Annotated in this window: 17 protein-coding genes; 13 read left to right on the top strand and 4 right to left on the bottom strand. The window is 68.7% G+C overall.

Going from position 1 to position 21,667, the window contains the following annotated elements:
• The first annotated feature begins 12 nt into the window (after window positions 1-12).
• A complete protein-coding gene (locus E0H75_RS00755; protein ID WP_131511101.1) occupies window positions 13-1,482 on the top strand; it encodes an MFS transporter in 1,470 nt (489 codons plus the stop codon).
• A 49-nt stretch (window positions 1,483-1,531) separates the two neighbouring features.
• Here E0H75_RS00755 and E0H75_RS00760 read toward each other — a convergent pair whose 3' ends face one another.
• The 3 genes from E0H75_RS00760 to E0H75_RS00770 form a co-directional block, all read right to left on the bottom strand.
• Window positions 1,532-2,335, bottom strand: coding sequence for a M23 family metallopeptidase (locus E0H75_RS00760; protein WP_202872787.1), 804 nt, complete (start codon window positions 2,333-2,335; stop codon window positions 1,532-1,534).
• An 84-nt stretch (window positions 2,336-2,419) separates the two neighbouring features.
• Window positions 2,420-3,148 carry a DNA alkylation repair protein gene (locus E0H75_RS00765; protein WP_131511102.1) on the bottom strand — a complete coding sequence of 243 codons (729 nt, stop codon included), beginning with the start codon at window positions 3,146-3,148 and terminating at the stop codon, window positions 2,420-2,422.
• Entirely contained in the window at window positions 3,145-3,888 is a 744-nt protein-coding gene (locus E0H75_RS00770) for an SDR family oxidoreductase (protein WP_131511103.1), read from the bottom strand. The genes E0H75_RS00765 and E0H75_RS00770 overlap by 4 nt, the downstream gene beginning before the upstream one ends.
• Before the next feature lie 311 nt (window positions 3,889-4,199).
• On the opposite strand from E0H75_RS00770, the gene E0H75_RS00775 reads away from it, so the two are divergent.
• The 12 genes from E0H75_RS00775 (at window position 4,200) to E0H75_RS00830 (ending at window position 20,772) form a co-directional block, all read left to right on the top strand.
• On the top strand, window positions 4,200-4,550 hold the full coding sequence (locus E0H75_RS00775; protein ID WP_131511104.1) for an STAS domain-containing protein: 351 nt from the start codon (window positions 4,200-4,202) through the stop codon (window positions 4,548-4,550).
• A 69-nt stretch (window positions 4,551-4,619) separates the two neighbouring features.
• A complete protein-coding gene (locus E0H75_RS00780) occupies window positions 4,620-6,362 on the top strand; it encodes an MBL fold metallo-hydrolase (protein WP_131511105.1) in 1,743 nt (580 codons plus the stop codon).
• Between the two features lie 10 nt (window positions 6,363-6,372).
• Entirely contained in the window at window positions 6,373-8,055 is a 1,683-nt protein-coding gene (locus E0H75_RS00785) for an alpha-amylase family protein (RefSeq protein WP_131511106.1), read from the top strand.
• A gap of 10 nt (window positions 8,056-8,065) precedes the next feature.
• The gene (locus E0H75_RS00790) at window positions 8,066-9,130 is read left to right on the top strand and encodes a LacI family DNA-binding transcriptional regulator (protein WP_131511107.1); all 1,065 of its coding nucleotides are present in this window, start codon (window positions 8,066-8,068) and stop codon (window positions 9,128-9,130) included.
• Window positions 9,131-9,294: 164 nt separating this feature from the next.
• Window positions 9,295-10,665 carry a type 2 periplasmic-binding domain-containing protein gene (locus E0H75_RS00795; protein WP_131511108.1) on the top strand — a complete coding sequence of 457 codons (1,371 nt, stop codon included), beginning with the start codon at window positions 9,295-9,297 and terminating at the stop codon, window positions 10,663-10,665.
• Between the two features lies 1 nt (window position 10,666).
• Window positions 10,667-11,638 (top strand): carbohydrate ABC transporter permease, encoded by a 972-nt coding sequence (locus tag E0H75_RS00800; protein WP_131511109.1) that lies wholly within the window; start codon window positions 10,667-10,669, stop codon window positions 11,636-11,638.
• Complete coding sequence (locus E0H75_RS00805; protein ID WP_131511110.1) at window positions 11,638-12,468, top strand: carbohydrate ABC transporter permease; 831 nt, start codon at window positions 11,638-11,640, stop codon at window positions 12,466-12,468. Before E0H75_RS00800 ends, E0H75_RS00805 begins: the two co-directional genes overlap by 1 nt.
• A gap of 2 nt (window positions 12,469-12,470) precedes the next feature.
• Complete coding sequence (locus E0H75_RS00810) at window positions 12,471-13,451, top strand: ROK family protein (RefSeq protein WP_131511111.1); 981 nt, start codon at window positions 12,471-12,473, stop codon at window positions 13,449-13,451.
• Complete coding sequence (locus E0H75_RS00815; protein ID WP_238162743.1) at window positions 13,448-14,041, top strand: D-sedoheptulose-7-phosphate isomerase; 594 nt, start codon at window positions 13,448-13,450, stop codon at window positions 14,039-14,041. Before E0H75_RS00810 ends, E0H75_RS00815 begins: the two co-directional genes overlap by 4 nt.
• A complete protein-coding gene (locus E0H75_RS00820; protein WP_131511112.1) occupies window positions 14,038-16,500 on the top strand; it encodes an alpha-mannosidase in 2,463 nt (820 codons plus the stop codon). Before E0H75_RS00815 ends, E0H75_RS00820 begins: the two co-directional genes overlap by 4 nt.
• A gap of 1 nt (window position 16,501) precedes the next feature.
• Window positions 16,502-18,958 (top strand): glycoside hydrolase family 2 protein, encoded by a 2,457-nt coding sequence (locus E0H75_RS00825; RefSeq protein ID WP_131511113.1) that lies wholly within the window; start codon window positions 16,502-16,504, stop codon window positions 18,956-18,958.
• A complete protein-coding gene (locus E0H75_RS00830) occupies window positions 18,949-20,772 on the top strand; it encodes a hypothetical protein (protein ID WP_131511114.1) in 1,824 nt (607 codons plus the stop codon). Before E0H75_RS00825 ends, E0H75_RS00830 begins: the two co-directional genes overlap by 10 nt.
• A gap of 35 nt (window positions 20,773-20,807) precedes the next feature.
• On the opposite strand, the gene E0H75_RS00835 is transcribed toward E0H75_RS00830, so the two are convergent.
• Window positions 20,808-21,659 carry a hypothetical protein gene (locus E0H75_RS00835; protein WP_131511115.1) on the bottom strand — a complete coding sequence of 284 codons (852 nt, stop codon included), beginning with the start codon at window positions 21,657-21,659 and terminating at the stop codon, window positions 20,808-20,810.
• Between the last annotated feature and the right edge of the window lie 8 nt (window positions 21,660-21,667).

The following is a 21,667-nucleotide window of genomic DNA, read 5'->3' on the forward strand; positions in this document are numbered from 1 at the left end:
TACGCTGAGCTCATGACGGATGAGCGGATCGCGTTCGGCACCGCCCGGGCGCGGTGGGTGCTGGCGGCCACGGCCCTCGGATCCGGGATGGCGTTCCTGGACGGAACGGTGGTGAACGTCGCACTGCCGGCGATGGGCGAGGACCTGAACGCCGGCATGGGCGGGCTGCAGTGGATCGTCAACGGCTACATGCTGCTGCTCGCGTCGCTGATCCTGCTCAGTGGTTCGCTCGGCGACCGGCTCGGCCGGCGCCGGATGTTCGTCACCGGGGTGATCTGGTTCGCGCTCGCCTCGGTGATCTGTGCGGTCGCGCCGAACCTCGAGGTGATGATCGCCGGCCGCGTCCTGCAGGGCATCGGCGGCGCGCTGCTCACCCCGGGCAGCCTGGCGATCCTGCAGACCACGTTCCAGCACTCCGATCGCAGCAAGGCCGTCGGCACCTGGTCCGGCCTCACCTCGGTCGCCGCGGCGGTCGGCCCGTTCGTCGGCGGCAGCTTGGTCGACAGCGGCTCCTGGCGGCTGATCTTCGTGATCAACGTGCCGATCGCACTCGTCACCGTTCTGGTCACGGTGCGGCACGTCCCCGAGACCCGCGACGAGACCGCGGCCGGGAAGCTCGACCTGGCCGGCGCGGCAGTGGCGACGATCGGTCTGGCCGGCCTGACCTTCGGCCTGATCCAGGCCGGCGAGGACGGCCTCGGCAGCCCGCTCGTCCTGAGCACGCTGGCGATCGGCGTACTCGCCTTCGTCGCGTTCGTCGAGGTCGAGCGCCGCAGTTCGCACCCGATGCTGCCACCCGGCATCTTCAAGAACACCCAGTTCACCGGCGCCAACCTGGTCACGGTGGTGGTGTACGGCGGGTTCGGCACGGTGACGTTCCTGCTCGTCGTCTATCTCCAGACCGCGCTCGGGTACGACGCCCTCTGGGCCGGGGCCGCGCTGTTGCCGATGACCATCCTGATGCTCGCCCTGTCCGGGTACTCCGGTGCGCTCTCGGAGCGGATCGGCGCCCGGCTGCCGATGACCATCGGGCCGGCACTGATGGCGGTGGGCTTGCTGTTGATGCTGCGGATCGAGCCGGGTTCGTCGTACGTCGAAGCGGTCCTGCCGGCCGTCGTCGTCCTCGGATTCGGTCTGGTCGCGACGGTCGCGCCGCTGACGGCGACCGTGCTGTCGTCGGTCGAGGACCACCACGCCGGGATCGCCTCCGGCGTGAACAACGCGGTCGCCCGGTCGGCGCAGCTGATGGCGGTCGCCGCGATCCCGATGGCGGCCGGGATCACCGGCGACTCCTACCGCGACCCGAGCGCCTTCCAGGAGGGGTTCGATCGGGCGGTGTGGATCTCAGCGATCCTGACCGCCTCCGGCAGCGTGGTGGCCTGGTTCACGATCGGCGACCGGGCCGCGCAGCGGGTCCATCTGCACCACCACCGGCACTGCGCGGTGGAGGCCCCGCCGTACGCCCAGACCCGCGAAGGCTGATACCTGTTCCCAGTCTGTCTGTTGCCGGCCTGTCTGTTGCCGCCGGCAATCAGCAGGCCGGGATGTCGCGGCCGGAGTTGTCCTTGGCCTCGTCGTTGCCCCAGCGGGACAGGTAGTAGGCCGACACCCACTGGTTCGCCGGGCCGACGTCCAGGTCGGTCTTCAGCCACCAGTGGTTGAACGCCGTGCCCACGCGGACCTCCGGGCCCCAGACCCGGCAGAACACATAGTTGGTGCCCTTGTTCAGCGTGCCGGTCTGCGTACCGCCAGGGGTGCTGTAGCCGGGCGCGTTGGCGAACGTGTCGACCCAGAACTTGCCGTCGCCCGCGCCGCAGTTGGCGCTGGTCTCGTAGTGCTGGTTGTACGACCAGGTGAGCGGCACCGCATGACCGTTGAAGAACGCCTGCTGCACGACTCCGTTCAGCTTCTGCTCGAAGTGCAGGTGCGGTCCCGTGCTGTCGCCGGTACTGCCGACGATGCCGAGCTGCGTGCCCTGGCCCACTGTGTTGCCGACGGCAACATCACGCCGATCCATGTGCAGGTAGCGGGTCTGCCAGCCGCCGCCATGGTCGATGACGACCATGTTTCCGCCGGTGGAGGACAGCAGTGACGCACTGACCGTCCCGCCGGCCGACGCAAGGACCGGCGTACCGCGGGTGTGGCCGCCCGGGTCGACCATGTCGATCATCCACTGGCTGGCGTGACCGCTGTGGCTCGCGGTGGTCCAGCGCAGTCCGCACGGGATCGGCATCTGGAAGCCGGGCGCCGCCATCGCGGTCGTCGGTACGGCGATCAGCCCGGTGGCGACGAGTGTTGTCAGAACCAACGACATGAGGATGCGCTTGAGGTTCATCGGGGCGGCCCCTTCGCGAGCGGTTGGGCTCAGGGTAGGACCGCGTCCCCAGGTCCGGCACGCCTTTCGACCTGCACTGAAACGTCAGCGCAAGGCTCGGTAGCGCCGGCGAACGTCGGGAGCGAAATGCTCGGTCGCGTAGCTGAGCATGGTCCGCGGCATCGCCGCCGCGTACTCGTCCAGGAAGGCGCGCAACTCTTCGTCCGAGACCCGTTTGCCAGCTTCGCGCAGCATCCAGCCGGAGGCCTTGTGGATCAGGTCCTGCGGATCGTCGAGCACTTGCGGCGCAAGCGCGTAGATGTCCGCGCTGTCGCCTCGCCTGATGAACCATTGCGTCGCGACGAGCGCGATCCGCCGCTCCCATAACGACGACGACCGGATCAGGGTCTGCAGTTCGTCCCGCGGCTTGTCGGACAGGTACCCGCCGACGATGTCCGCCGCACTGCAGTCGACCAGATCCCAGTTGTTGATGTACGCCGTACTGCGCAGGTAGAGATCGTGGATCGCGGTGACTTCCGCGGGGTCCGCCGTACGCGGCTTGACAGCGCGAGCCGACCGATCGGCCAGCAGGCAAAGGATCGCCAGCCGGTGCTCGTGGACCGGGCTGGTCAGCGCCTGCTCGAGCTCGGGCAGCGGGAGGCCTGCGCGGAGGTACGGCTTGAGCAGTCCGCGGATCGTGGACAGCTTCACCCCGATCATTTGGTCGCCGTGGCCGTACCCACCGGGCTGCAACTTGAAGTACCGCGACAGCACCTCCGCCGCCGCGGGATCAGCCGCGGCGTCGATGTCGGCGAGCAGGTCTTTGGTACTCAAATGAGGAGGCCGCCGGTGGCACGGAGGTTCTGGCCGGTCATCCAGCGGCTGTCGGGGCCGGCCAGGAACGCGACCACGTCGGCGACCTCGGCCGGCTCGCCCATCCGGCCGAGTGCGGTGATCCCGACCAGCTTGTCCTTGGCCTCCGGCGGGTTCTCCCGGTGGAACATGTCGGTGTCGGTCGCACCCGGCGACACCGCGTTGACGGTGATCCGGCGGGCGCCGTACTCGCGAGCGGCGACCTTGACGAAGAGCTCCAGCGCCGCCTTGCTGCCGGCGTACAGGGAGATGCCCGGGCCGGGGACCGCGGTGTTCAGCGTGGACAGGGCGATGATCCGGCCGCCGTCGGGCAGCACCTGGCCGGCCCGCTGGATCGCGAAGAACGGACCCTTCAGGTTGGTCGCGACGGTCTCGTCGAAGTCGGCCTCGGTCACGTCCGCGATCCGCTGCACCTTCGCCTGCGCCGCGTTGCAGACGAAGATGTCGAGAGTGCCGGTCGGCTCTGCTGCCCGCTCGAAGAGCTCGTCCACACCAGTCAGGTCGGCCTGATCGGCTTGGACCGCAATCGCCTCACCGCCGGCCGCCTTCACCTCCGCGACCACGTCCGCGGCCGCGGCCTCGCTGCTCAGATAGGTGAACGTCACCACGGCACCGTCGGCGGCCAACCGCCGGACGATCGCCGCTCCGATTCCGCGCGAGCCGCCGGTGACCAGTGCCGCCTTGCCGTCGAGTACGCCCATGTCCGCTCCTTCAACCGTGTGTTTTCCTCCTGTCTACCACCGGCCCGGGGGCTGTCGGCTTCGTCGGGCGGACTGTCCGGATCGCCGCGCGGCTTGACGCTTCGGATAGGCACACCTACGTGCTGGCAGCGCTTACATCCGGTCAAGGTCACGCTCCGAGGTCATCCGCGTCAGACCCGTTGTGACGTTAAGCCGTTGGGGCATACGGTGAGAGCAGGGCAGTTCCATCCCGCCAGGACCGACCGGCGTTCGTGGCGCTACCCGGGGGAGAGACCGGCGTGACAAGCCACCCAGAGCCGCGGGACGGCGAGATGATCAGAACGACTTTCGACGCTGTGACCGTGGAGCTGGAAGCCGGCGTACTGCTGGTCCGGATGTCAGGTGAGATCGACATCGCCACCACCGACTTCGCCTCCGAGTCGATCCGGGCCGCGGTCGCACCGCCGGCCCGGCTGATTCTGATCGACGTGTCAGCCGTCACGTTCTGCAGCTCCGCCGGCCTCGGCAACCTGGTCGAAGCCCGCAACCTGGCCGGCCAGCACAACATCACGCTGGCCCTCGTCGGCGTCGGCCGTCCGGTCGACCGCCCGCTCGCCGTCACCGGCCTGGGCGGTCAGTTCCGGATCTACTCCACGGTCGCCGAGGCCCTCGCCGACATCTGATCCGGTCGCGGCCGGATCATCGGCAGGGGTGGAATCGATTCCAGTTCACCGTCTAGGGTGCTGCGTGTGATGCTCGGCGACGACCTCCACGCCATCGAGGACACCTGTGTGGTCTACCTGCTGGTGGACCACACCACCCGGTCCGCGGTGGCGATCGACGCGGGCAGCGGGCAATGGCTCGACCACTTGGCGTCGTACGGCGCCGACCGCGTGACCGACGTCCTCGTCACGCATCATCACCGCGATCAGGTCGAAGGACTGCCGCGGCTCGCGGCCGGCGGCACGCGCATCTGGGTGCCGGAGAACGAAGCGGACCTGATCGCGGACGTCGGCCGTCACTGGCAGCAGCGACGCGTAGTCAACAACTACGACCTGCACACGGACCGGTTCTCGCTGCTCGAGCCCGTCCCGATCGCCGGCGTGATGAAGGACTACAGCAGCAGTCGCATCGGTCACGTCGACATACGGACCCTGCCGTCACCCGGCCACACACCTGGCAGCGTGACGTACCTGGTGGACGGCTACGCCTTCACCGGCGACCTGCTGCACAGCCCGGGCAAGGTGTGGTCGGCCGCAGCGCTGCAGTGGTCGTACGTCGGCATGCAGGGAGCCGCCATGACCATGGCGTCGCTGATGCAACTGCTCGATCATCAACCGCGGGCCCTGCTGCCCAGCCACGGTTCGCCGATGACCGATCCGGCCGAGGCAGTCCGGCGTACGTGCGATGCACTCGGCGAACTGGTCACGGTCCGGATGGGCAATCCGACCGGTTTGCTGGACAAACTCGAGGATCCGTACGTCGAGCTCAGTCCGCACCTGTTGATGAACCGCACCAGCGAGTCCCGCAGCTATGTCCTGCTCAGCGATTCCGGTACGGCGCTGCTGATCGACTACGGCTACGACCTGACCACGGACATTCCGACCGGTGGTGGGCGGCACACGGTCCGTCCGTGGCTGCCGAGCCTGCGGGCATTGCAGCGCGACTACGGGATCGAGCGGGCCGAGGTTGCGATCCCGACGCACTACCACGACGACCACGTTGCCGCGTTCAACCTGATGCGCGATGTCCACGGCACCGAGGTGTGGGCCTCGGCGCCGGTGGCGCATGTCCTGGAGAACCCGACGCACTACGACCTGCCGTGTCTGTGGTACGAGCCGATCCCCTGCGCGCAGCACATTGCCGACGGCACCGGAGTCCGCTGGCGCGAGTACGAGATCGATCTGCACGCTCTGCCCGGTCACACGCTCTACGCGTCGGCCATCGGGTTCGAGGTGGACGGACGGCGCGTGCTGGCGACCGGTGACCAGCAGACCGGCTCCTGGGTGCCGGGCGAATCGGCGGAGATCCCGAACTTCCAGTACGCGAACGCCTTCAGTGCGGACGACTATGTCGCGTCGGCCGCGCTCTACCAACGGCTCCGGCCCGAGCTGATGATCTCGGGTCACTGGGACCCGCGGACCGTGTCGCAGGACTACCTGGACGAGCTCAGCCGCCTGGGCGACGAGGTCGCGCGAGTGCATCGCTCGGTGTTCCTGCCGGAGGATCCGGTGTTCACCGGCGCCGTGCGGATCACACCGTACCGGGTCTCTGCTGTGGACGGACGGCCGTTCGAGGTGCGGGTCAGTTGCTTGGGTGCACAGCTGGTGGTGCCGCCGGGCTGGGACTGCGAGCAGGCCGACGAGCACACCTTCGTCGTCGTGCCGCATGTGGATCAACCGGTACGGCGGGCGCGCATCGCGGCCGCTGTCACCCGGAACAGCCGGTACCTGGGCCAGTTGGCCGAGGCACTGGTCGACGTACGCCTTTCCTGAGAGGACCTTCGTGAAGATCGGCGACTACACAGTCGACATGCAGGACGCCAAGGCCTACGCAGCGGTGGAGGGCCTCGACGGGCGGCGCTGGTTCAGGCTCCGCCTGTTCGCCTCACTCGACACCACGAGCGGGTACGACGAGAGCTACGGCGACCTCGTCGTGGAGTCCGCTGAGGAAGACGGCGGGCTGGTGGTCACGGCGACGGCCCACAGCAGTGTGTGGGAAAGCCGGGTGACCACCACCCGGTTCCTGCCGGACCGGATCGAGACGCAGACGGTGGTGACCGGGCAGGGCCGGCTCACGGAGGTGCATCTGCTCGGCGGTCGGCGTACGCCGCGTGGGTTCCTGCCCAGCGGGTCGGAACTGCAGAAGGCGTACTCACCGAACCCGGATCATCCGACCCGGGTCATCCGGGACGCGCTCGAGCCGGCGACGATCAGTGTGTGCGGTGAGGGCGGCGAGCCGGGGATCCAGCGCTGGCTGTTCACTCCGGCGCCCTGGTGCTTCGCGGCGGCGGTCGACGGCCAGTGGGCCGGCTTCAGTGTCGTGGCGCCGATCGAGGAGCAGAACTTCACCAGCTATCACTACCTGCCCGTGACGGGCGGATTCAGTCTGCGGCTCGACTACGAAGGGCAGACCGTCGTCGACGGGACGTTCCGGACGCCACAGCTTGTCGTACACCTCGGTGGTGACGGGCCGGAGGACGTGCTGGTCCGACACCGGGAGCTGCTCGACGCGGCCGGCGTCGTACCGCTGCGGACTGCGGAGAAGGCGGAGTGGTGGTCGGGCACGATCTTCTGCGGATGGGGCGCACAGTGTGCCCTCGGCGTCCGGACGGACCAACCGCCGCAGCCGCTGGCGACCGAGGAGAACTACGACCTCTTCCTGGAGCGCCTCGCTGCGCAGGGGATCGTGCCGGAGACCGTGGTGATCGACGACAAGTGGCAGGAGTCGTACGCGACCTGCCGGCCGGACCCGGCGAAGTGGACCGACCTCAAGGCGTGGATCGCCGCACGACATGCGGCGGGTCAGCGGGTGCTGCTGTGGTGGAAGGCATGGGATCACGAAAGCGCACCAGTGGACGCCTGCGTCACGGATGCCGGAGGCGACCCGGTCGCACTGGATGCCCAGGCGCCGGCCTGCGTCGAGCTCATTACCGAAGCGGTCGAGTACATGCTGTCTGCCGACGGACTGGACGCTGACGGGTTCAAGGTCGACTTCAGCGCCCGTACGCCGTCCGGATCGTCGCTGCGGCACAGCGGGTCGCGTTGGGGCACCGCCTTGCTGCACGAGCAGTTGCGCCTCGTCCATGACACCGCCAAGCGGGTCAAGCCGGACGCTCTGGTGATCACCCACACCCCGAACCCGGCATTCCTCGACGTGACCGACGTGATCCGGCTGAACGACGTACTGCGCGACGACACCGCGGACCCCGGGTACGTCGCTCGCCACATGATGTACCGGGCCGGAGTCGTGCAGTCGGTCGTCCCCGAGCTCGGTGTGGACACGGACGGCTGGATGATGCCCAGCCATGCGGAGTGGCGCGAGTACCTGACCGTGCAGGACCGTCTCGGCGTACCTGCCTTGTACTACGTGGACGGAACGGACACGGACCGCTACGACTTCGGTCCGGAGGACTACGAGGCCGTCAGGGAGACGTGGAACCGGTACAGGTCTGCAGGCAACCTTTAGACTGCGGCCCATGAGTCCCCGGGCGCAGGCAGCAAGGGCGTCGGTACCTGCACCGACACCACAGCCGGCTGTACGACGTCCGACGGTGCAGGACGTGGCGCGGGAGGCCGGCGTCTCGCCGTCCACCGTGTCGCGCGCACTGCACACCCGTGGGTACGCCTCCCCCGCGGTCCGGGCCCGGGTGCGGGCAGCGGCCGAGCGGATCGGGTACGTGGCCGACCACAACGCCCGGAACCTGCGCAGTCGCACGTCCACCTCGATCGGTGTGCTGATCTCCGACCTCCGCAACCCGTTCTACGCCGACCTTGCGGCCGGGATCGAGGAGGAGCTGCGGGCAGCGGAGTACCAGATGGTGCTCGTCAACGACAACGCTGACCCTGCCGAGGAGATGCAGGCGGCGGAGACGCTGCTCGCGATGCGCGTACCCGGTGTGATCGTCACACCGGTGACGGCCAAGTGCCCACAGGTCCTGCAGGACAACGGTGTCCATGTGGTCTGCGCCGACCGCGAGCTCGGCCGCTCCAACGGTGACGTCGTCCTGAGCGACAACAAGGCCGGCGCGCGCGAGCTGACCGAGCACCTGCTCAACCTCGGCCACACCCGGATCGGACTGCTGATCGACGAGACCAAGTGGTCGACGGGTGCGGGCCGGCTGGCGGGCTTCCGCGCTGCCCACCTGGACAACTTCGTCGATCTCGACGAGGACCTGGTCGCCTACACCAGCTTCGACGCCGGCGCTGCCCGGCAGACGACCCGCAAGCTGCTGAACGACCACGAGGTCACCGCGATCATCTCCGCGAACAACGTGCTCGCCCAGGGCGCACTGACCGAGCTCAAGGAACGGCGGCTGAAGATCCCGCGCCAGATCAGCCTCGCCGCCTACGACGACGTGCCCTGGATGTCGCTGGTGCAGCCGGCACTGACGACCGTCGACCAGAGCACGGTCGAGATGGGCCGCAGCTGCGCGCGGTTGGTGCTGGCCCGGATCCGCGGCGAGCTCCCGCCGCGCCGGCGGATCGTCCGGGTGCCGGCCCGGCTGATCGTCCGCGGCTCCACCGGCCCGGCCCCGCGCTGATCCCTCCGCTGATCGTGCGCTGGTCGTCGCGCCGTTCGTCCACAGGGCACACCGCGACGCCTTGACGATCCCCGAGTCACGACCGTACGGTTCCTCCAACCTGGAAATGTGGCATCGATGCCACATTCCGGCACTCGTCCCCTGTCGAGGTTAGGAGCAACCCCATGAAGCACCTGCGCCTTCCCGTGGTGCTGGCCGCCGGCGCGCTGGCGCTCACCGCCTGTGCCGGCGTCGGGAACAAGGACGCCGGCGGTGGGAGCAGCGGTCAGGACTCCGCCGAGTCGACACCGTCCGGGACCCTGAGCGTGATGGGTTTCAGCGGTGAGGACGAGGTGGCGCAGTCCCGGATCGCCGCGTTCAAGGCGGCGTACCCGGGGGTGACAGTGAAGAACAACAAGGGCGACTTCGACGCCCAGCAGTTCCTCACCGCGGTCTCCAGCGGCAACGCGCCGGACGTCGTCTACATGGCCCGCAACCTGATCGGCACCTACGCGGCCAAGGGTGCGATCGTGCCGCTCGACGACTGCATCGCGACCGGTGGAATCGATACCACACAGTATCGGGACGCCGCGATGAACGAGGTGAAGTTGAAGGACAAGACCTACGGCATCCCGGAGTTCTACACGGTCTCGGCGAACCTGATCAGCGGCAAGGCGCTGACGTCGGCCGGAGTCGCGGTCAGCGACATCCAGACCGCCGACTGGGACAAGTTGGAAGCGACCGCCAAGAAGCTGTACGTCGCGAAGAACGGCCGGCCGGCCCGGATCGGCTACGACCCGAAGGTGTCGGACCTGTTCCCGCTCTGGGCGATGGCCAACGGCGCCGAGCTGGTCAAGCCCGGCGGCGAGCCGAACCTGAACGACCCGAAGGCGGTCGAGGCGCTGGAGTTCACGATCAAGCTGATCAACGACCAGGGCGGCTGGTCCAATTTCAAGACCTTCCGCGACACCTTCGACCTGTTCGGCGCGAAGAACCAGTTCACCAAGGACCAGCTGGCCGCGTTCCCGATCGAGAACTGGTACGTGAACGTCCTGCTCGACTCGCGCTCCAGCGGTCTGCAGCTGCAGTCGACGCCGTTCACCGACCGCCAGGGTCAGCCGATCAGCACCATCGGCGGCTCGGCCTGGGTGGTGCCGAAGGGCGCGAAGAACGCGAACGCCGCCTGCCAGTGGGCCAAGACGATGACCTCGCTGGAGACCTGGCACAAGGCGGCCGAGGCACGCATGCAGACCGTCACCAAAGACAAGAGCTTCTTCACCGGCCTGTTCACCGGCAACAAGAAGGCCGATGAGGAGATCAAGGCGAAGTACCTCAAGCCCACCGGTGACGCCGGCTTCGACCAGGCGATCAACAACTACTACGACGTGCTGGACAAGGCGAAGTCGATCAACCCGTCGGCGGCCGGTGCGGAGATCGACGCCGCCTGGAAAGCCGCGGTGGGCAAGGCCCTGGCGGGTTCGGCGACGCCGAAGGCCGCGCTCGACCAGGCGCAGAGCGAGGCCAAGGCGGCCTTCGACAAGGCTCCCCAGGGCTGATATGACGACGACCGTCGAGCGTGCGGCGGCACCCGGGCAGGCTGAGCCCGAGCGCCGCCGGCGCCGCCCGAAGCGGAGTCCGCTGACCCGGCGCGAGGACCGTGCCGGCTGGATGTTCATCGGGCCGTGGGTGCTCGGGTTCCTGATCTTCACCGCCGGCCCGATGATCGCCAGCCTGGTGCTGTCGTTCACCGACTACCAGATGATCCAGGCGCCGCGCGCGGTCGGCCTGGACAACTACCGGGAGCTGTTCGACGACCCGCGGGTGCTGAAGTCGCTCAGCAACACGTTCGTCTACGCCGCCATGTTCGTCCCGCTCGGCACGATCTTCGCGCTGGTCCTCGCGTTGATGCTGCAGCGGGTCGGCCGGGCCGGCGGGTTCTTCCGGACCGCGTTCTACCTCCCGGAGATGACGCCGGCGGTGGCCGCGGGTGCGATGTTCCTGCTACTGCTCAACGGCCAGCAGGGCCTGGTGAACAAGGTCCTCGGCTGGGTCGGCATCAACGGCCCGAACTGGACGGCCGACCCGAACTGGCTGAAGCCGTCCCTCGCGATCGTGAGCCTGTGGACGCTCGGTGGCACCGTGGTGATCTACCTGGCCGCGCTGAACGGCGTACCGCGGCAGCTGTACGAGGCGGCCGAGCTGGACGGTGCCGGGCCGGTGACGCGGTTCTTCCGGATCACGGTGCCGATGATCTCCGGTGCGCTGTTCTTCACCGTCATCACCAACACGATCGCGTCGATGCAGATGTTCGACCAGGCGTACACGATGTTCTACGGGCCGCAGCAGAAGGCGGCGGCCTCGGAGGAGTCGCTGGTGTACATGGTCTACCTGTTCCAGAACGCCTTCCAGTTCTTCAAGATGGGCTTCGCCTCGGCGATGGCGTGGCTGCTGTTCGTGATCATCCTGACGATCACCTTCCTGCAGGTGCGGATCGGCAACCGGTACGTCTACTACCACGGGGAGCGCTGATGACCATCCCTTGGCGGCGGCTGCCGTTCCTGTTCTTCCTGACGCTGGCGACGTTCGCGTTCGTCTATCCCCTGGTGTGGCTGGTCTCGGCGTCGCTGAAGCCGCGCGCTCAGGTGTTCGACAACCGGCTGATCCCTGAGGTGTTCCAGCCGTCGAACTACGCGCGGGTGTGGGACACAGCGCCCGTACTGCGCTGGCTGACCAACTCGCTGACGGTCGGGTTCATGGCCGCCGCGACCGTGACACTGTCGAGTGCGCTGGTGGCGTTCGGGTTCGCGTACTTCCGGTTCCGCGGCCGCAACATCGCCTTCGGCGTGCTGCTGTCGACGATGATGCTGCCTGGCGCGGTGACGATGATCCCGGTGTACCTGATCTGGAACAAGCTCGGCATGATCGACACCCAGATCCCGCTCTGGGCACAGAACATGTTCGGCTCCGCCTTCTACGTGTTCCTGCTGCGGCAGTTCTTCCTCGGCATCCCGCGGGAGCTGTTCGAAGCGGCCCGGGTCGACGGGTGCAGCTACTTCGGCATGTTCCGCCGGGTGGCGTTCCCGCTCTGCAAGCCGGCCCTGGTGATCGTGTTCGTCTTCGAGTTCAAGGCGAGCTGGTCGGACCTGATGAGACCCCTGATCTACCTGCAGACCCCGGAGTACTTCACGATGCCGCGCGGCCTGAAGCAGATCATCGACGCCTTCGCCCTGTCGGGCCACTACGAGTGGGAGATCGCGGTGGCCGCCAGCGTGATCGCCGTCGTGCCGATGATCATCCTGTTCGCCTTCGGCCAGCGGTACATCCTCGACGGCGTGGCGACGACCGCGCAGAAAGGCTGAGCGTGAGCTCGCATCCCCCATCGCAACCCGTCCTGGCCCTGGACGTCGGCGGCACCAAACTCGCCGCCGGCGTCGTCGCTCCGGACGGGATGCTGCGCTCGCTGTGCCAGGTCGAGACCGGCGTCGGCGAGGGGCCGGCCGCGGTCGTCAAACGCCTGATGGAGCTGGGCGAACAGGCGCTCGCCGAGTCGGGTGTGCAGACCGGGCCGTCCGGCGAACACGTGGTCGCTGTCGGGGTGGGGTGTGGTGGTCCCCTCGATCCGCGGACCGGGGTGATCCTCGGGCCGCCCGGGCTCCCGGGCTGGGACGAGGTCCCGCTGGGCCGGATGGTGGCCGAGCGCTTCGGACTACCGACGTACGTCGAGAACGACGCGACCGCGGCCGCCCTCGGTGAGTACCGCTGGAGCGGCTGGGACGTGCGGAGCCTGGTCTATCTCACCGTCTCGACCGGGTTCGGCGGCGGTGTCGTTGCTGACGGCAAGCTGTTCCGCGGCGCGGCCGCCCAGGGTGGCGAGCTCGGCCACGTCGTCGTCGACTGGCAGGGCCGCGCCTGCGGTTGCGGTGCCCGCGGCTGCGCCGAGGCCTACGTCTCCGGTACGTCGATCGCCCGGCGAGCCACCGAGGCCGTCGCGGATCGACCGGACTCGAGCCTCGCGAAGCTGACCGCGATCACGGCCAAGGACGTGGCCGACCATGCCCGCGCCGGCGACGATGTCGCCCGGGCGACCTGGGACGAGACGACCGCGATGCTCGGCCGGATGGTCGCCGTACTGATCAACGTCTGCGAGCCGGAGCTCGTCGTCCTCGGTGGAGGGGTGACGCGGGCCGGGAGCGAGCTGCTCGATCCGGTCCGCGAGGCCGCGCTGCGGCAGGCGATGCCGCCGGCCGCGAAGGCCTGCGACGTGGTGCTGAGTCGTCATGGCGACGCGGTCGGAGTGCTCGGCGCCGCCGCCATCGCCTACGAGCGTCTGGGGGCATTGTGACGACCGGACTCGGCGGACTGCTCGACGGGCAACTGGAGCGGCATTCCGAGGTGGCGGCGGCGATGCGGGAGCAACTGCCGAATGTCCAGGCGGTCGCTGACGAACTGATCCGCCGCCTCGCCGGCGGCGGTGTGCTGTACACGTTCGGCAACGGTGGGTCCGCCGCCGACGCCCAGCATCTGGCCGGTGAGCTGATCGGGCGCTACCTGCGCGAGCGGCGCCCGCTCCCAGCGGTCGCCCTGATCGGCGACTCCGCTGTGGTGAGCTGTATCGCCAACGACTACTCATACGACGACGTGTTCTCGCGGCAGGTCACCGCACTCGCGCGCCCGCAGGACATGGTGGTGGGGTTCAGTACGTCGGGGACCTCGCCTACGGTGGTGAACGGGCTCGCAGCGGCGCGGGCCAACGGAGCCTGCTCCGTCGCCTTCACCTCGACGCGTGGGAAAGACCTCGCGGCCGCGGCCGACCTGGCCGTCGTCGTACCGGCCGAGGAGACGGCCCGGATCCAGGAGATGCACGTCCTCGCCCTGCACCTGGTCAGCGAACTCGTGGACCGCTGGGCGTCCGACACCGGGGAGAACCGATGACACAGCCGGCGGCCAGAGGCCCGCTGCACATGATCGGCAACGCCCACATCGACGCGGTGTGGCTCTGGCAGTGGCAGGAGGGGTACCAGGAGGTGCGTGCCACGTTCCGCTCCGCACTGGACCGGATGGACGAGTATCCGGACTACGTCTTCACCGCGGATTCGGTCGCGTACTTCAGCTGGGTCGACGAACACGACCCTGAGTTGTTCGAGCGGATCCGCAAGCGGGTCTCCGAGGGCCGCTTCGAGATCGTCGGCGGCTGGTGGGTCGAGCCGGACTGCAACATTCCCGGCGGGGAGGCGTACGTCCGGCACGCGCTGTACTCGCAGCGCTGGCTCGCCGAGCACCTCGGCGTGATCGCGACGGTCGGGTGCAACGTCGACCCGTTCGGACACAACGCGGCGCTGCCGCAGTTGCTCAGCAAGGCGCGGCTGGACTCCTACGCGTTCCTCCGGCCGCAGCGCCACGAACGCGAGCTGCCCGGCCAGAAGTTCTGGTGGGAGGCTCCCGACGGTTCCCGGGTGCTGGCCTACCGCATCCCGCACGAGTACTGCTCGCCGGGCGGTGAGATCTCCGGCCACGTCACCAAGGCGGTCCAGCAGTTGCCGGTGACAACGGAACCGCTGATGGTGTTCTACGGTGTCGGCAACCACGGCGGCGGTCCGACGATCGAGAACATCGAGTCGATCAAGCAGCTCGCCGAGCGCGATCTGTTCCCCGAGATGTTCCCGTCCACGATGCGCCGCTTCTTCGACGAAGCCCGGAGCTTCGACGGCATCCCGGTGCACGCGACCGAGCTGCAGCCGCACGCGATCGGCTGCTACGCCGCGCACTCAGGGGTGAAGCGGCAGAACCGGTTGGCCGAGCAGGCGTTGCTGGCCGCGGAGAAGTGGTCGACTGTCGCGGCCGAGGTGAGTGGCATGCCGGACGCCACCGCGGAGCTCGCGCATGCGTGGAAGCAGGTGCTGTTCAACCAGTTCCACGACATCGCGGCCGGCACCGCGATCGAGCCGGCGTACGACGATGCCCGCGACCAGCTCGGTGAGGCGAAGTCGATCGCGGCGCGGCTCGCGAACCGGTCGATCCAGTCGATCGCGCGGCAGATCGACATCCCGGCCGAGACCGCGATGGTCCCGGTCGCGGTCTTCAACCCGCACGCGTGGCCCGTGACAGCGACGGTAGAGCTCGAGCTCGGGTACCCGGCGCCGCTGCGCGGTGCGATCGCGCTGTCGGAGGGACGCGACGGGCATCTGGTCGACGTCCAGGAGGTGCGGTCGGCCGCGACGGCGAACGGGCGTCGGCGGATCGCCTTCAAGGCAACGGTTCCACCACTCGGGTACCAGCTCTACACGATGCGTCCGGGCGACACGTCGTACCACCTGGGCCGGCCGTCGGGAGGCCGGCTGACGCTGGACAACGGCGTAGTCCGGGCGGAGATCGATCCGGCAACCGGCTGGCTCAAGGCGCTGGGGACGGCCACCGGGCCGAACCTGGTGGCGTCCGGAGTCGCGCATGCCCAGGTGATCGATGACGACACCGACACGTGGAGCCACGGCGTCCGGTCGCTGTGGAAGACGGCCGGTGCGTTCGAGGTCACTGGGGTGCGGCGTCTCGCCGATGGGCCGGTCCGACAGATGGTCCGGGTGGAATCGGCGTACCAGGACTCCCGGCTGGTGGAGGAGTTCGTGCTCGACGCGGAGTCGGACGCGATCGAGATGCGGGTGACGGTCGACTGGCGCGAGCGGTTGAAGGCACTGAAGTTGTGCTTCCCGTTCGCTCTGCGGCAGTCCGAGGCGACGCACGAGATCCCGTACGGGCACCTCGTCCGGGAGCAGAACCGGGAAGAGGTGCCGTCACACGCCTGGGTGGACGTGTCGGGTGACGGCGGTGGGGTCGCGGTGCTGAACGACGGCAAGTACTCGTTCGCGGTCGACGGCTCGTCGGCCGGACGGCCGGTGCTGGCGATGACTGTGGTGCGGTCGCCTGTCTACGCGTGGCACGATCCGCGCCGGTTGGACGACGACGGCGTCTACGAGTACCTCGACCAGGGCATCCAGCGGTTCACGTACCGCCTGCAGCCACACGAGGGCGACTGGCGCGCGGCCGGGGTGGTGCGCCGGGCGGCTGAGCTCAACCAGCCGGTGACGCCGCTGGTCGAGTGCTTCCATGCCGGACCGCTCCCGGTGTCGCAGTCCTATCTCGCGGTGACCGGGGCGGACCACGTGGTGTTCTCGGTCGTCAAGCGGGCGGAGGACAACGACGGGACCGTGATCCTGCGCGGGTACGAGACCGCTGGGCGACCGGCCGAGGTGACGGTGGACGTGCTGGGCCGCAGCTTCGACACCGCCTTCCGGCCGCATGAGGTGAAGACCCTCAGGCTGTCCCGCGAGACCGAGGCCGGACCGGTGGAGCTCGACCTGCTCGAGTGGGACCCGGCCGCTCCACCACCCATTCCTTGAGATGCGCATCCCGCTCGACCGCGCTGCCTGGAGAGTCCGAGGGTTCCTCGGCGACGAGTGGCAGCATCACCGTGTCTGGGGATCGCTCCGCGAACCGGACGCGTGGATGCAGGCCCGCGTCCCCGGGAGCGTCGTCGACGATCTGTGGAATGCCGGCGTCGTACCGGATCCGTACGTCGGGCTGAACACACGCGCGATCGAGTGGGTGCCGGATCGGCACTGGGTCTACCGGCACGAGTTCCGGATGTTCCCACCGACGGCTGATCGGCGGGCTTGGCTGTGCTTGGACGGAGTGGATCACAGCGGTGTCGTCTACCTGGACGGGCAGGAGCTCGGCCGGGTCGACGGGATGTTCGTGGCCGCACGCTTCGACGTCACCGAGTTGTTGCTCGCGTCAACGGATCACGTGCTGGTGGTCGTGGTGGAGCCGGTGCCGGTGAGTGAGCCCCAGGTCGGTCACACGGCGAAGGTGCGGGTGCACAAGTCGCGGATGACGTACGGCTGGGACTTCTGTCCACGGCTCGTGCATCAGGGGATCTGGCAGTCGGTGTACGTCGAGGTTACCGGTCCGGTCGTGCTCGGCGACATCGACGTACGAACCTCCTTCATCGACGGCGACGCGGTCGTGACCGTTCCCGGCGCTTCGGCGCTGGCCCTCCTCGAAGCCGACGGCGAAGTGGTTGCTTCAGGCAATCAGAGACTGACCGTGCCGGACCCGCGGCGCTGGTGGCCGAACGGATACGGTTCGCCGTACCTGTATCACCTGGTCGTCACCGCGTACGCCGACGGCACGGTCAGCGACCGGCGGGAGCTCGACATCGGGCTTCGTGAGTTGCGGTTCCATCGGGCCGAAGGGGCCGGCGAGGACGCGGCGCCGTACGGGATCGAGGTCAACGGGCAGCGGATCTTCGGCAAGGGCTGGAACTGGGTGCCGATAGACCTCAGCTACGGCGTACCGCGGCCTGATCGGTTGGAGCACCTGCTGGATCTCGCGGCCGACGCCGGGGTGAACCTGCTCCGGGTGTGGGGCGGCGGGCTGATCGAGACGCCCGAGTTCTATGCCGCCTGTGACCGGCGCGGGCTGCTGGTGTGGCAGGAGTTCGCACAGTCCAGCTCTGGGATCTCGTCCACGCCGGCGGATGACGACGCGTTCGTCTCGATGATGCGGGCGCAGGCCGAGCAGATCGTGCCGCGGTTGCGCTCCCATCCGTCGCTCGCGATCTGGGGTGGCGGCAACGAGTTGCAGGCGGGCGAGGGCGAACCGCTCGACGATCGCACGCCGGTGCTCGCCGCGCTGGCCGACGTCGTGCAGCGGCTCGATCCCGAACGACTCTGGCTGTCCACATCACCGACCGGACCGGCGTTCCTGAACCGGCTCGACCTGATCCAGCAAGCACCGGACGACCAGCACGACGTACACGGCCCGTGGGAGCACCAGGGACTACGGGACCACTACGCGTTGTACGACGCCGGGACGGCGCACCTGCTGAGTGAGTTCGGCGTCGAGGGCCTGACGATGCCACGCACCCTGGCCCAGGTCGTCCCCGAGCTCGAACGGCGGTTGCCGACCCGCGGTCGGCCGGTGTGGGATCACCTCGGCCGCTGGTGGAACAACGAGTCACTCGTGCAAGCCTCCTTCGGCGGCCGCGTCGCGGACCTCACCACGATGGGTCTGGCCAGCCAGTTCCTGCAGCGCGACGGCCTCTCGTACGCCGTCGAGGCCCATCGCCGCCGGGCCCCTCGCTGCGTCGGGACACTACCGTGGCAGTTCAACGAGCCCTATCCCAATGCCTGGTGCACGTCTGCCATCACTCACGCCGGCGAACCGAAGCCGGCGTACTTCGGTGTCGCGGCGGCGTACCGGCCCGTGCTCGTCGGCGCGATCTGCTCGCGCCAGAGCTGGGCGGGACATCCGGAAGTCCGGCTTCCGCTCTGGGCTCTGTCTGAGCGTCCGCTCGTCGACGCCACGCTCACTGCGCGCCTTGTGTCCTACTCCGGGGACGACCTGGCCGTCCTGACCGTGCAGGACATCTCGCTCGGACCGGTCGCGGCGGCAGTCGGCGAACTCCGGGCGCCGACACCTGCCGGCGCGTTCATCGTCGACCTCCGGCTGACGGCCGGCGAGGTCGACATCACCCGCCGCTACCTTCTGAGCGGCGCCGACGATCTGTCCGAACTCCTCGACGCACAGACCACGCTGGACGTCTCGTCGCACGGCTCTGATCTGACAATCCGCCACATGGCCGGCCCTGTCGCTCCCTTCATCCGCATTCGCGACGACCGACCGCTGCGCGACTCGCCCGGCTGGCTCCGTCCCTCGGACAGCGGCTTCATCCTTCTCCCAGGCGAAGAACGCGTCATCACCCTGGACTGGCCCAACGCCGACGGCGCGGAGAGCTGGGTCGCGGTCGACGGACTTGGACTCCACTCGACCGAAAGGCTCATCCGATGCAGGTGAACGTGTCCGTCGAAGGCGCCGTACTGATGGCTGGGGCCGACTGGGAATTCGAGACGGTCGAAGGCAAGGACGAGGTCAGGGTTCGGGTCCGGTACGACGGGACCGAGGCCGTGGACGCCCGGGTGCGGGTCGAGGTGCCTGTATCGGCCGGCGAGCATCCGCACTGGTTGATTCCGGGGTTGTTCTACGGCGACAACCGGGATCCTGAGTGTGCACGGCTGTACCCGCGCTACGCGCCCGGTGAGGTCGATGCCGCGACGCTGGTGTCAGATCATTGGGCGTTCCGGGCCGACCGCGCCGCGACTCCGGTTGTCTTCGCGTGGGGTCCGGAAGGTGGCGTCGCGCTCGAGGTCGAAGCGAACACCCCGCTGGGGCTCAGCGGGCTGGGCTTCGGCCCCGCGTCGGTTTGGGTCTCCTTGCCGTACCGCGAGGAGCCCTTCAGCTACGTCGGTCAGCCCGAGGCGGTCGCTGCACTGGCCGAGTCGTATCGCTGGTCGCCCGGCGAGGCCCACGAACTGCGTCTCGGCCTGTGGAAACTCCCATCCGATCGAACCAGCTACGTCCCGATCTTGCGGCGGCTGCGCGAACGCCACGCAGAGCCACCGGTCCAACCCTGGGTCGACCTGGCCGAGGCAGCCGAGCTCACGTCGTACGGGCTGTGGCGATGGCACTACCGCGAAGACCCAGCGGTTCTGATCGAGACAGCCCTCTTCGACCGCGAACTCGCCGGCGATCTCGGCCCGCGCGGCGATCGGCTGGCGATGCACGTCGCCTGGGTCAGCGGCATCCCGTACGCCCACGCCCTGCTTCGCCACGGCCGCCGCGTCAACAACCCGGCGTACGTGAGCGCAGGTACGGCGGTCATCGACACCATCACCGGCACTCTCACCCCCGCCGGCACGTTCTGGGGTTGCTGGTACGCCGAACACGGCTGGCGCGGATCCTGGACACCGGTCGAACGCGGTCTGCACGCCCGCACACTGGCCGAGGCGACGCTGTTCACCCTCCGGGCGATGGCGGCCGAGCCGGTCGAGCACCCGTCGTGGCGAGCCGCGGCGCTGAGCAATCTCGAGTTCGCCCTCGCAGCACAAGATGCCGAGGGCAACTTCGGCAGCATGTACCACCTCGACTCCGGCAAGGTCCTCTCACGCCGCGGCGCAGCCGGCCTCACCTGGGTTGCGGCGATGGCCGAGGCCTACGAACTACTCGGCGACGAGCGCTACCGCGACGCGGCCCGACGCGGCGGCGGGTACTACGCGTCGTTCGTCCACGAGGGCACGCTCTGCGGGGCTCCGGAAGACGTCGACCTGGCACCAACGTCCGAGGACGGGTACGCCGCGGTCATCTCGTACGTCGCCCTGCACCGCATCGATCCCCACTGGATCTCGACCGCCCGGGCGGCAGCCGACTGGATGCTCACCTTCCGCTACACCTACGACGTCCACTTCTCGCCGCAGACCCTCCTCGGCGCCTACAACTTCCGCACCCGCGGCGCGGACCAGGCAAGCCCCTCCAACCAGCATCTCCACAACTACGGCCTGATCTGCACGCCCGAACTCGTCGCCCTCTCCGCCCTCACGAACGACGAGACCTACGCCACCGCAGCCGTCGACCATCTCCGTTTCGCCCGCCAGTTCGTCGCCCGCGAAGACGGCGACTTCAACGCCCGCCGAGGAATGGTCACCGAACGCTACTACCACACCACCTGCTTCGGCCCACCCGGCGCAGTCCTCACCCTCTCCCACTCCTGGTGCACCGGCCTCCTCCTCCTAGCCTCCGAACAGGCCCTGACCCTCCCCTCGATCAACTGGTGAGGACCTGATTCACTCAGACAGATATCTGTTGCGACTCAGGTGGCTTCGGTCCAGGGGCGGGCGTGGTGGTGGACCGTGGCGGCGATCAGGGTCAGGCGGTCGCGGCAGGTTGTGGCGAGAGTTGGGTTGGGGTCGTCGGACTCGAGGGCTGGGGTCCAGAGGGCTCGGCCGGCCAGGGTGCCTGAGGCTCCGCCTCGGCAGGCCAGCTCCACGGCGCGGGGAAAGTCGTCGCGGGCTACCCCGTTGGAGAGGACGACCCAGGGGCTGTCGAGGGTGGTGGTGAGTTGTTCGCAGGTCTTGATGATGGCCGCGGGATCGCCCAGCCCGCGGCTCGGGACCTGGGCCTTGTACAGGTCGGGGCGGGTCGGGCCAAGCGCCTCGGCTGCGGCCACGATCGCCGCATCCAGGTCGAAGTCGTCCTCGCCAGGCGCGGGTTGGGCGACGGGCTCGAGTACGGACAGCAGACCGGCCTCCGCGCATCGATCGACGAACTGCGCGGACATCTCGAGGCGGCGCGCTTCCTGACCGTCGTGTTTCCAGATCACGAGGAGCTTGAGCGCAACCGCGCCGGCCTCGCGCGCGGCGAGAGGGTCCACGGTCTCGTCGATGTGCGTATCGGTGACCGGTCCCCCGCGCTGCTGCGTCAGCGCGTCGGCCGCGAGGATCCACCCGGGGCCGGGCGGGACGTCGTACCCCTGCTCGATCAGGAAACCGGATGCGAGCGGCCCGAGGTGCCGGCCGACAGCGGCCTTGAACGCGGTGATCGCCTCGGGTCCGTCCGGGCGGCCGTGGTCGGCGAGCATCGTGCGCAGGCTCTCGCGCTGGTCCATCGCGACCATCGCGAAGGTGCCGTCCGGGTACGCGAGGGCGTCGAGCGTCGGTCTCATCAGGGCCT

The sequence above is a fragment of the Kribbella capetownensis genome, from assembly GCF_004331485.1.
In the GTDB taxonomy this organism is placed as follows: domain Bacteria; phylum Actinomycetota; class Actinomycetes; order Propionibacteriales; family Kribbellaceae; genus Kribbella; species Kribbella capetownensis.

Bases quoted from the DNA above. Each gene is read 5' to 3' on its own strand.
- E0H75_RS00755 (WP_131511101.1), top strand. From the start codon at position 13: ATGACGGATGAGCGGATCGCGTTCGGCACCGCCCGGGCGCGGTGGGTG.
- E0H75_RS00760 (WP_202872787.1), bottom strand. From the start codon at position 2,335: ATGAACCTCAAGCGCATCCTCATGTCGTTGGTTCTGACAACACTCGTC.
- E0H75_RS00770 (WP_131511103.1), bottom strand. From the start codon at position 3,888: ATGGGCGTACTCGACGGCAAGGCGGCACTGGTCACCGGCGGCTCGCGC.
- E0H75_RS00775 (WP_131511104.1), top strand. From the start codon at position 4,200: ATGATCAGAACGACTTTCGACGCTGTGACCGTGGAGCTGGAAGCCGGC.
- E0H75_RS00780 (WP_131511105.1), top strand. From the start codon at position 4,620: ATGCTCGGCGACGACCTCCACGCCATCGAGGACACCTGTGTGGTCTAC.
- E0H75_RS00790 (WP_131511107.1), top strand. From the start codon at position 8,066: ATGAGTCCCCGGGCGCAGGCAGCAAGGGCGTCGGTACCTGCACCGACA.
- E0H75_RS00795 (WP_131511108.1), top strand. From the start codon at position 9,295: ATGAAGCACCTGCGCCTTCCCGTGGTGCTGGCCGCCGGCGCGCTGGCG.
- E0H75_RS00800 (WP_131511109.1), top strand. From the start codon at position 10,667: ATGACGACGACCGTCGAGCGTGCGGCGGCACCCGGGCAGGCTGAGCCC.
- E0H75_RS00805 (WP_131511110.1), top strand. From the start codon at position 11,638: ATGACCATCCCTTGGCGGCGGCTGCCGTTCCTGTTCTTCCTGACGCTG.
- E0H75_RS00820 (WP_131511112.1), top strand. From the start codon at position 14,038: ATGACACAGCCGGCGGCCAGAGGCCCGCTGCACATGATCGGCAACGCC.
- E0H75_RS00825 (WP_131511113.1), top strand. From the start codon at position 16,502: ATGCGCATCCCGCTCGACCGCGCTGCCTGGAGAGTCCGAGGGTTCCTC.
- E0H75_RS00830 (WP_131511114.1), top strand. From the start codon at position 18,949: ATGCAGGTGAACGTGTCCGTCGAAGGCGCCGTACTGATGGCTGGGGCC.
- E0H75_RS00835 (WP_131511115.1), bottom strand. From the start codon at position 21,659: ATGAGACCGACGCTCGACGCCCTCGCGTACCCGGACGGCACCTTCGCG.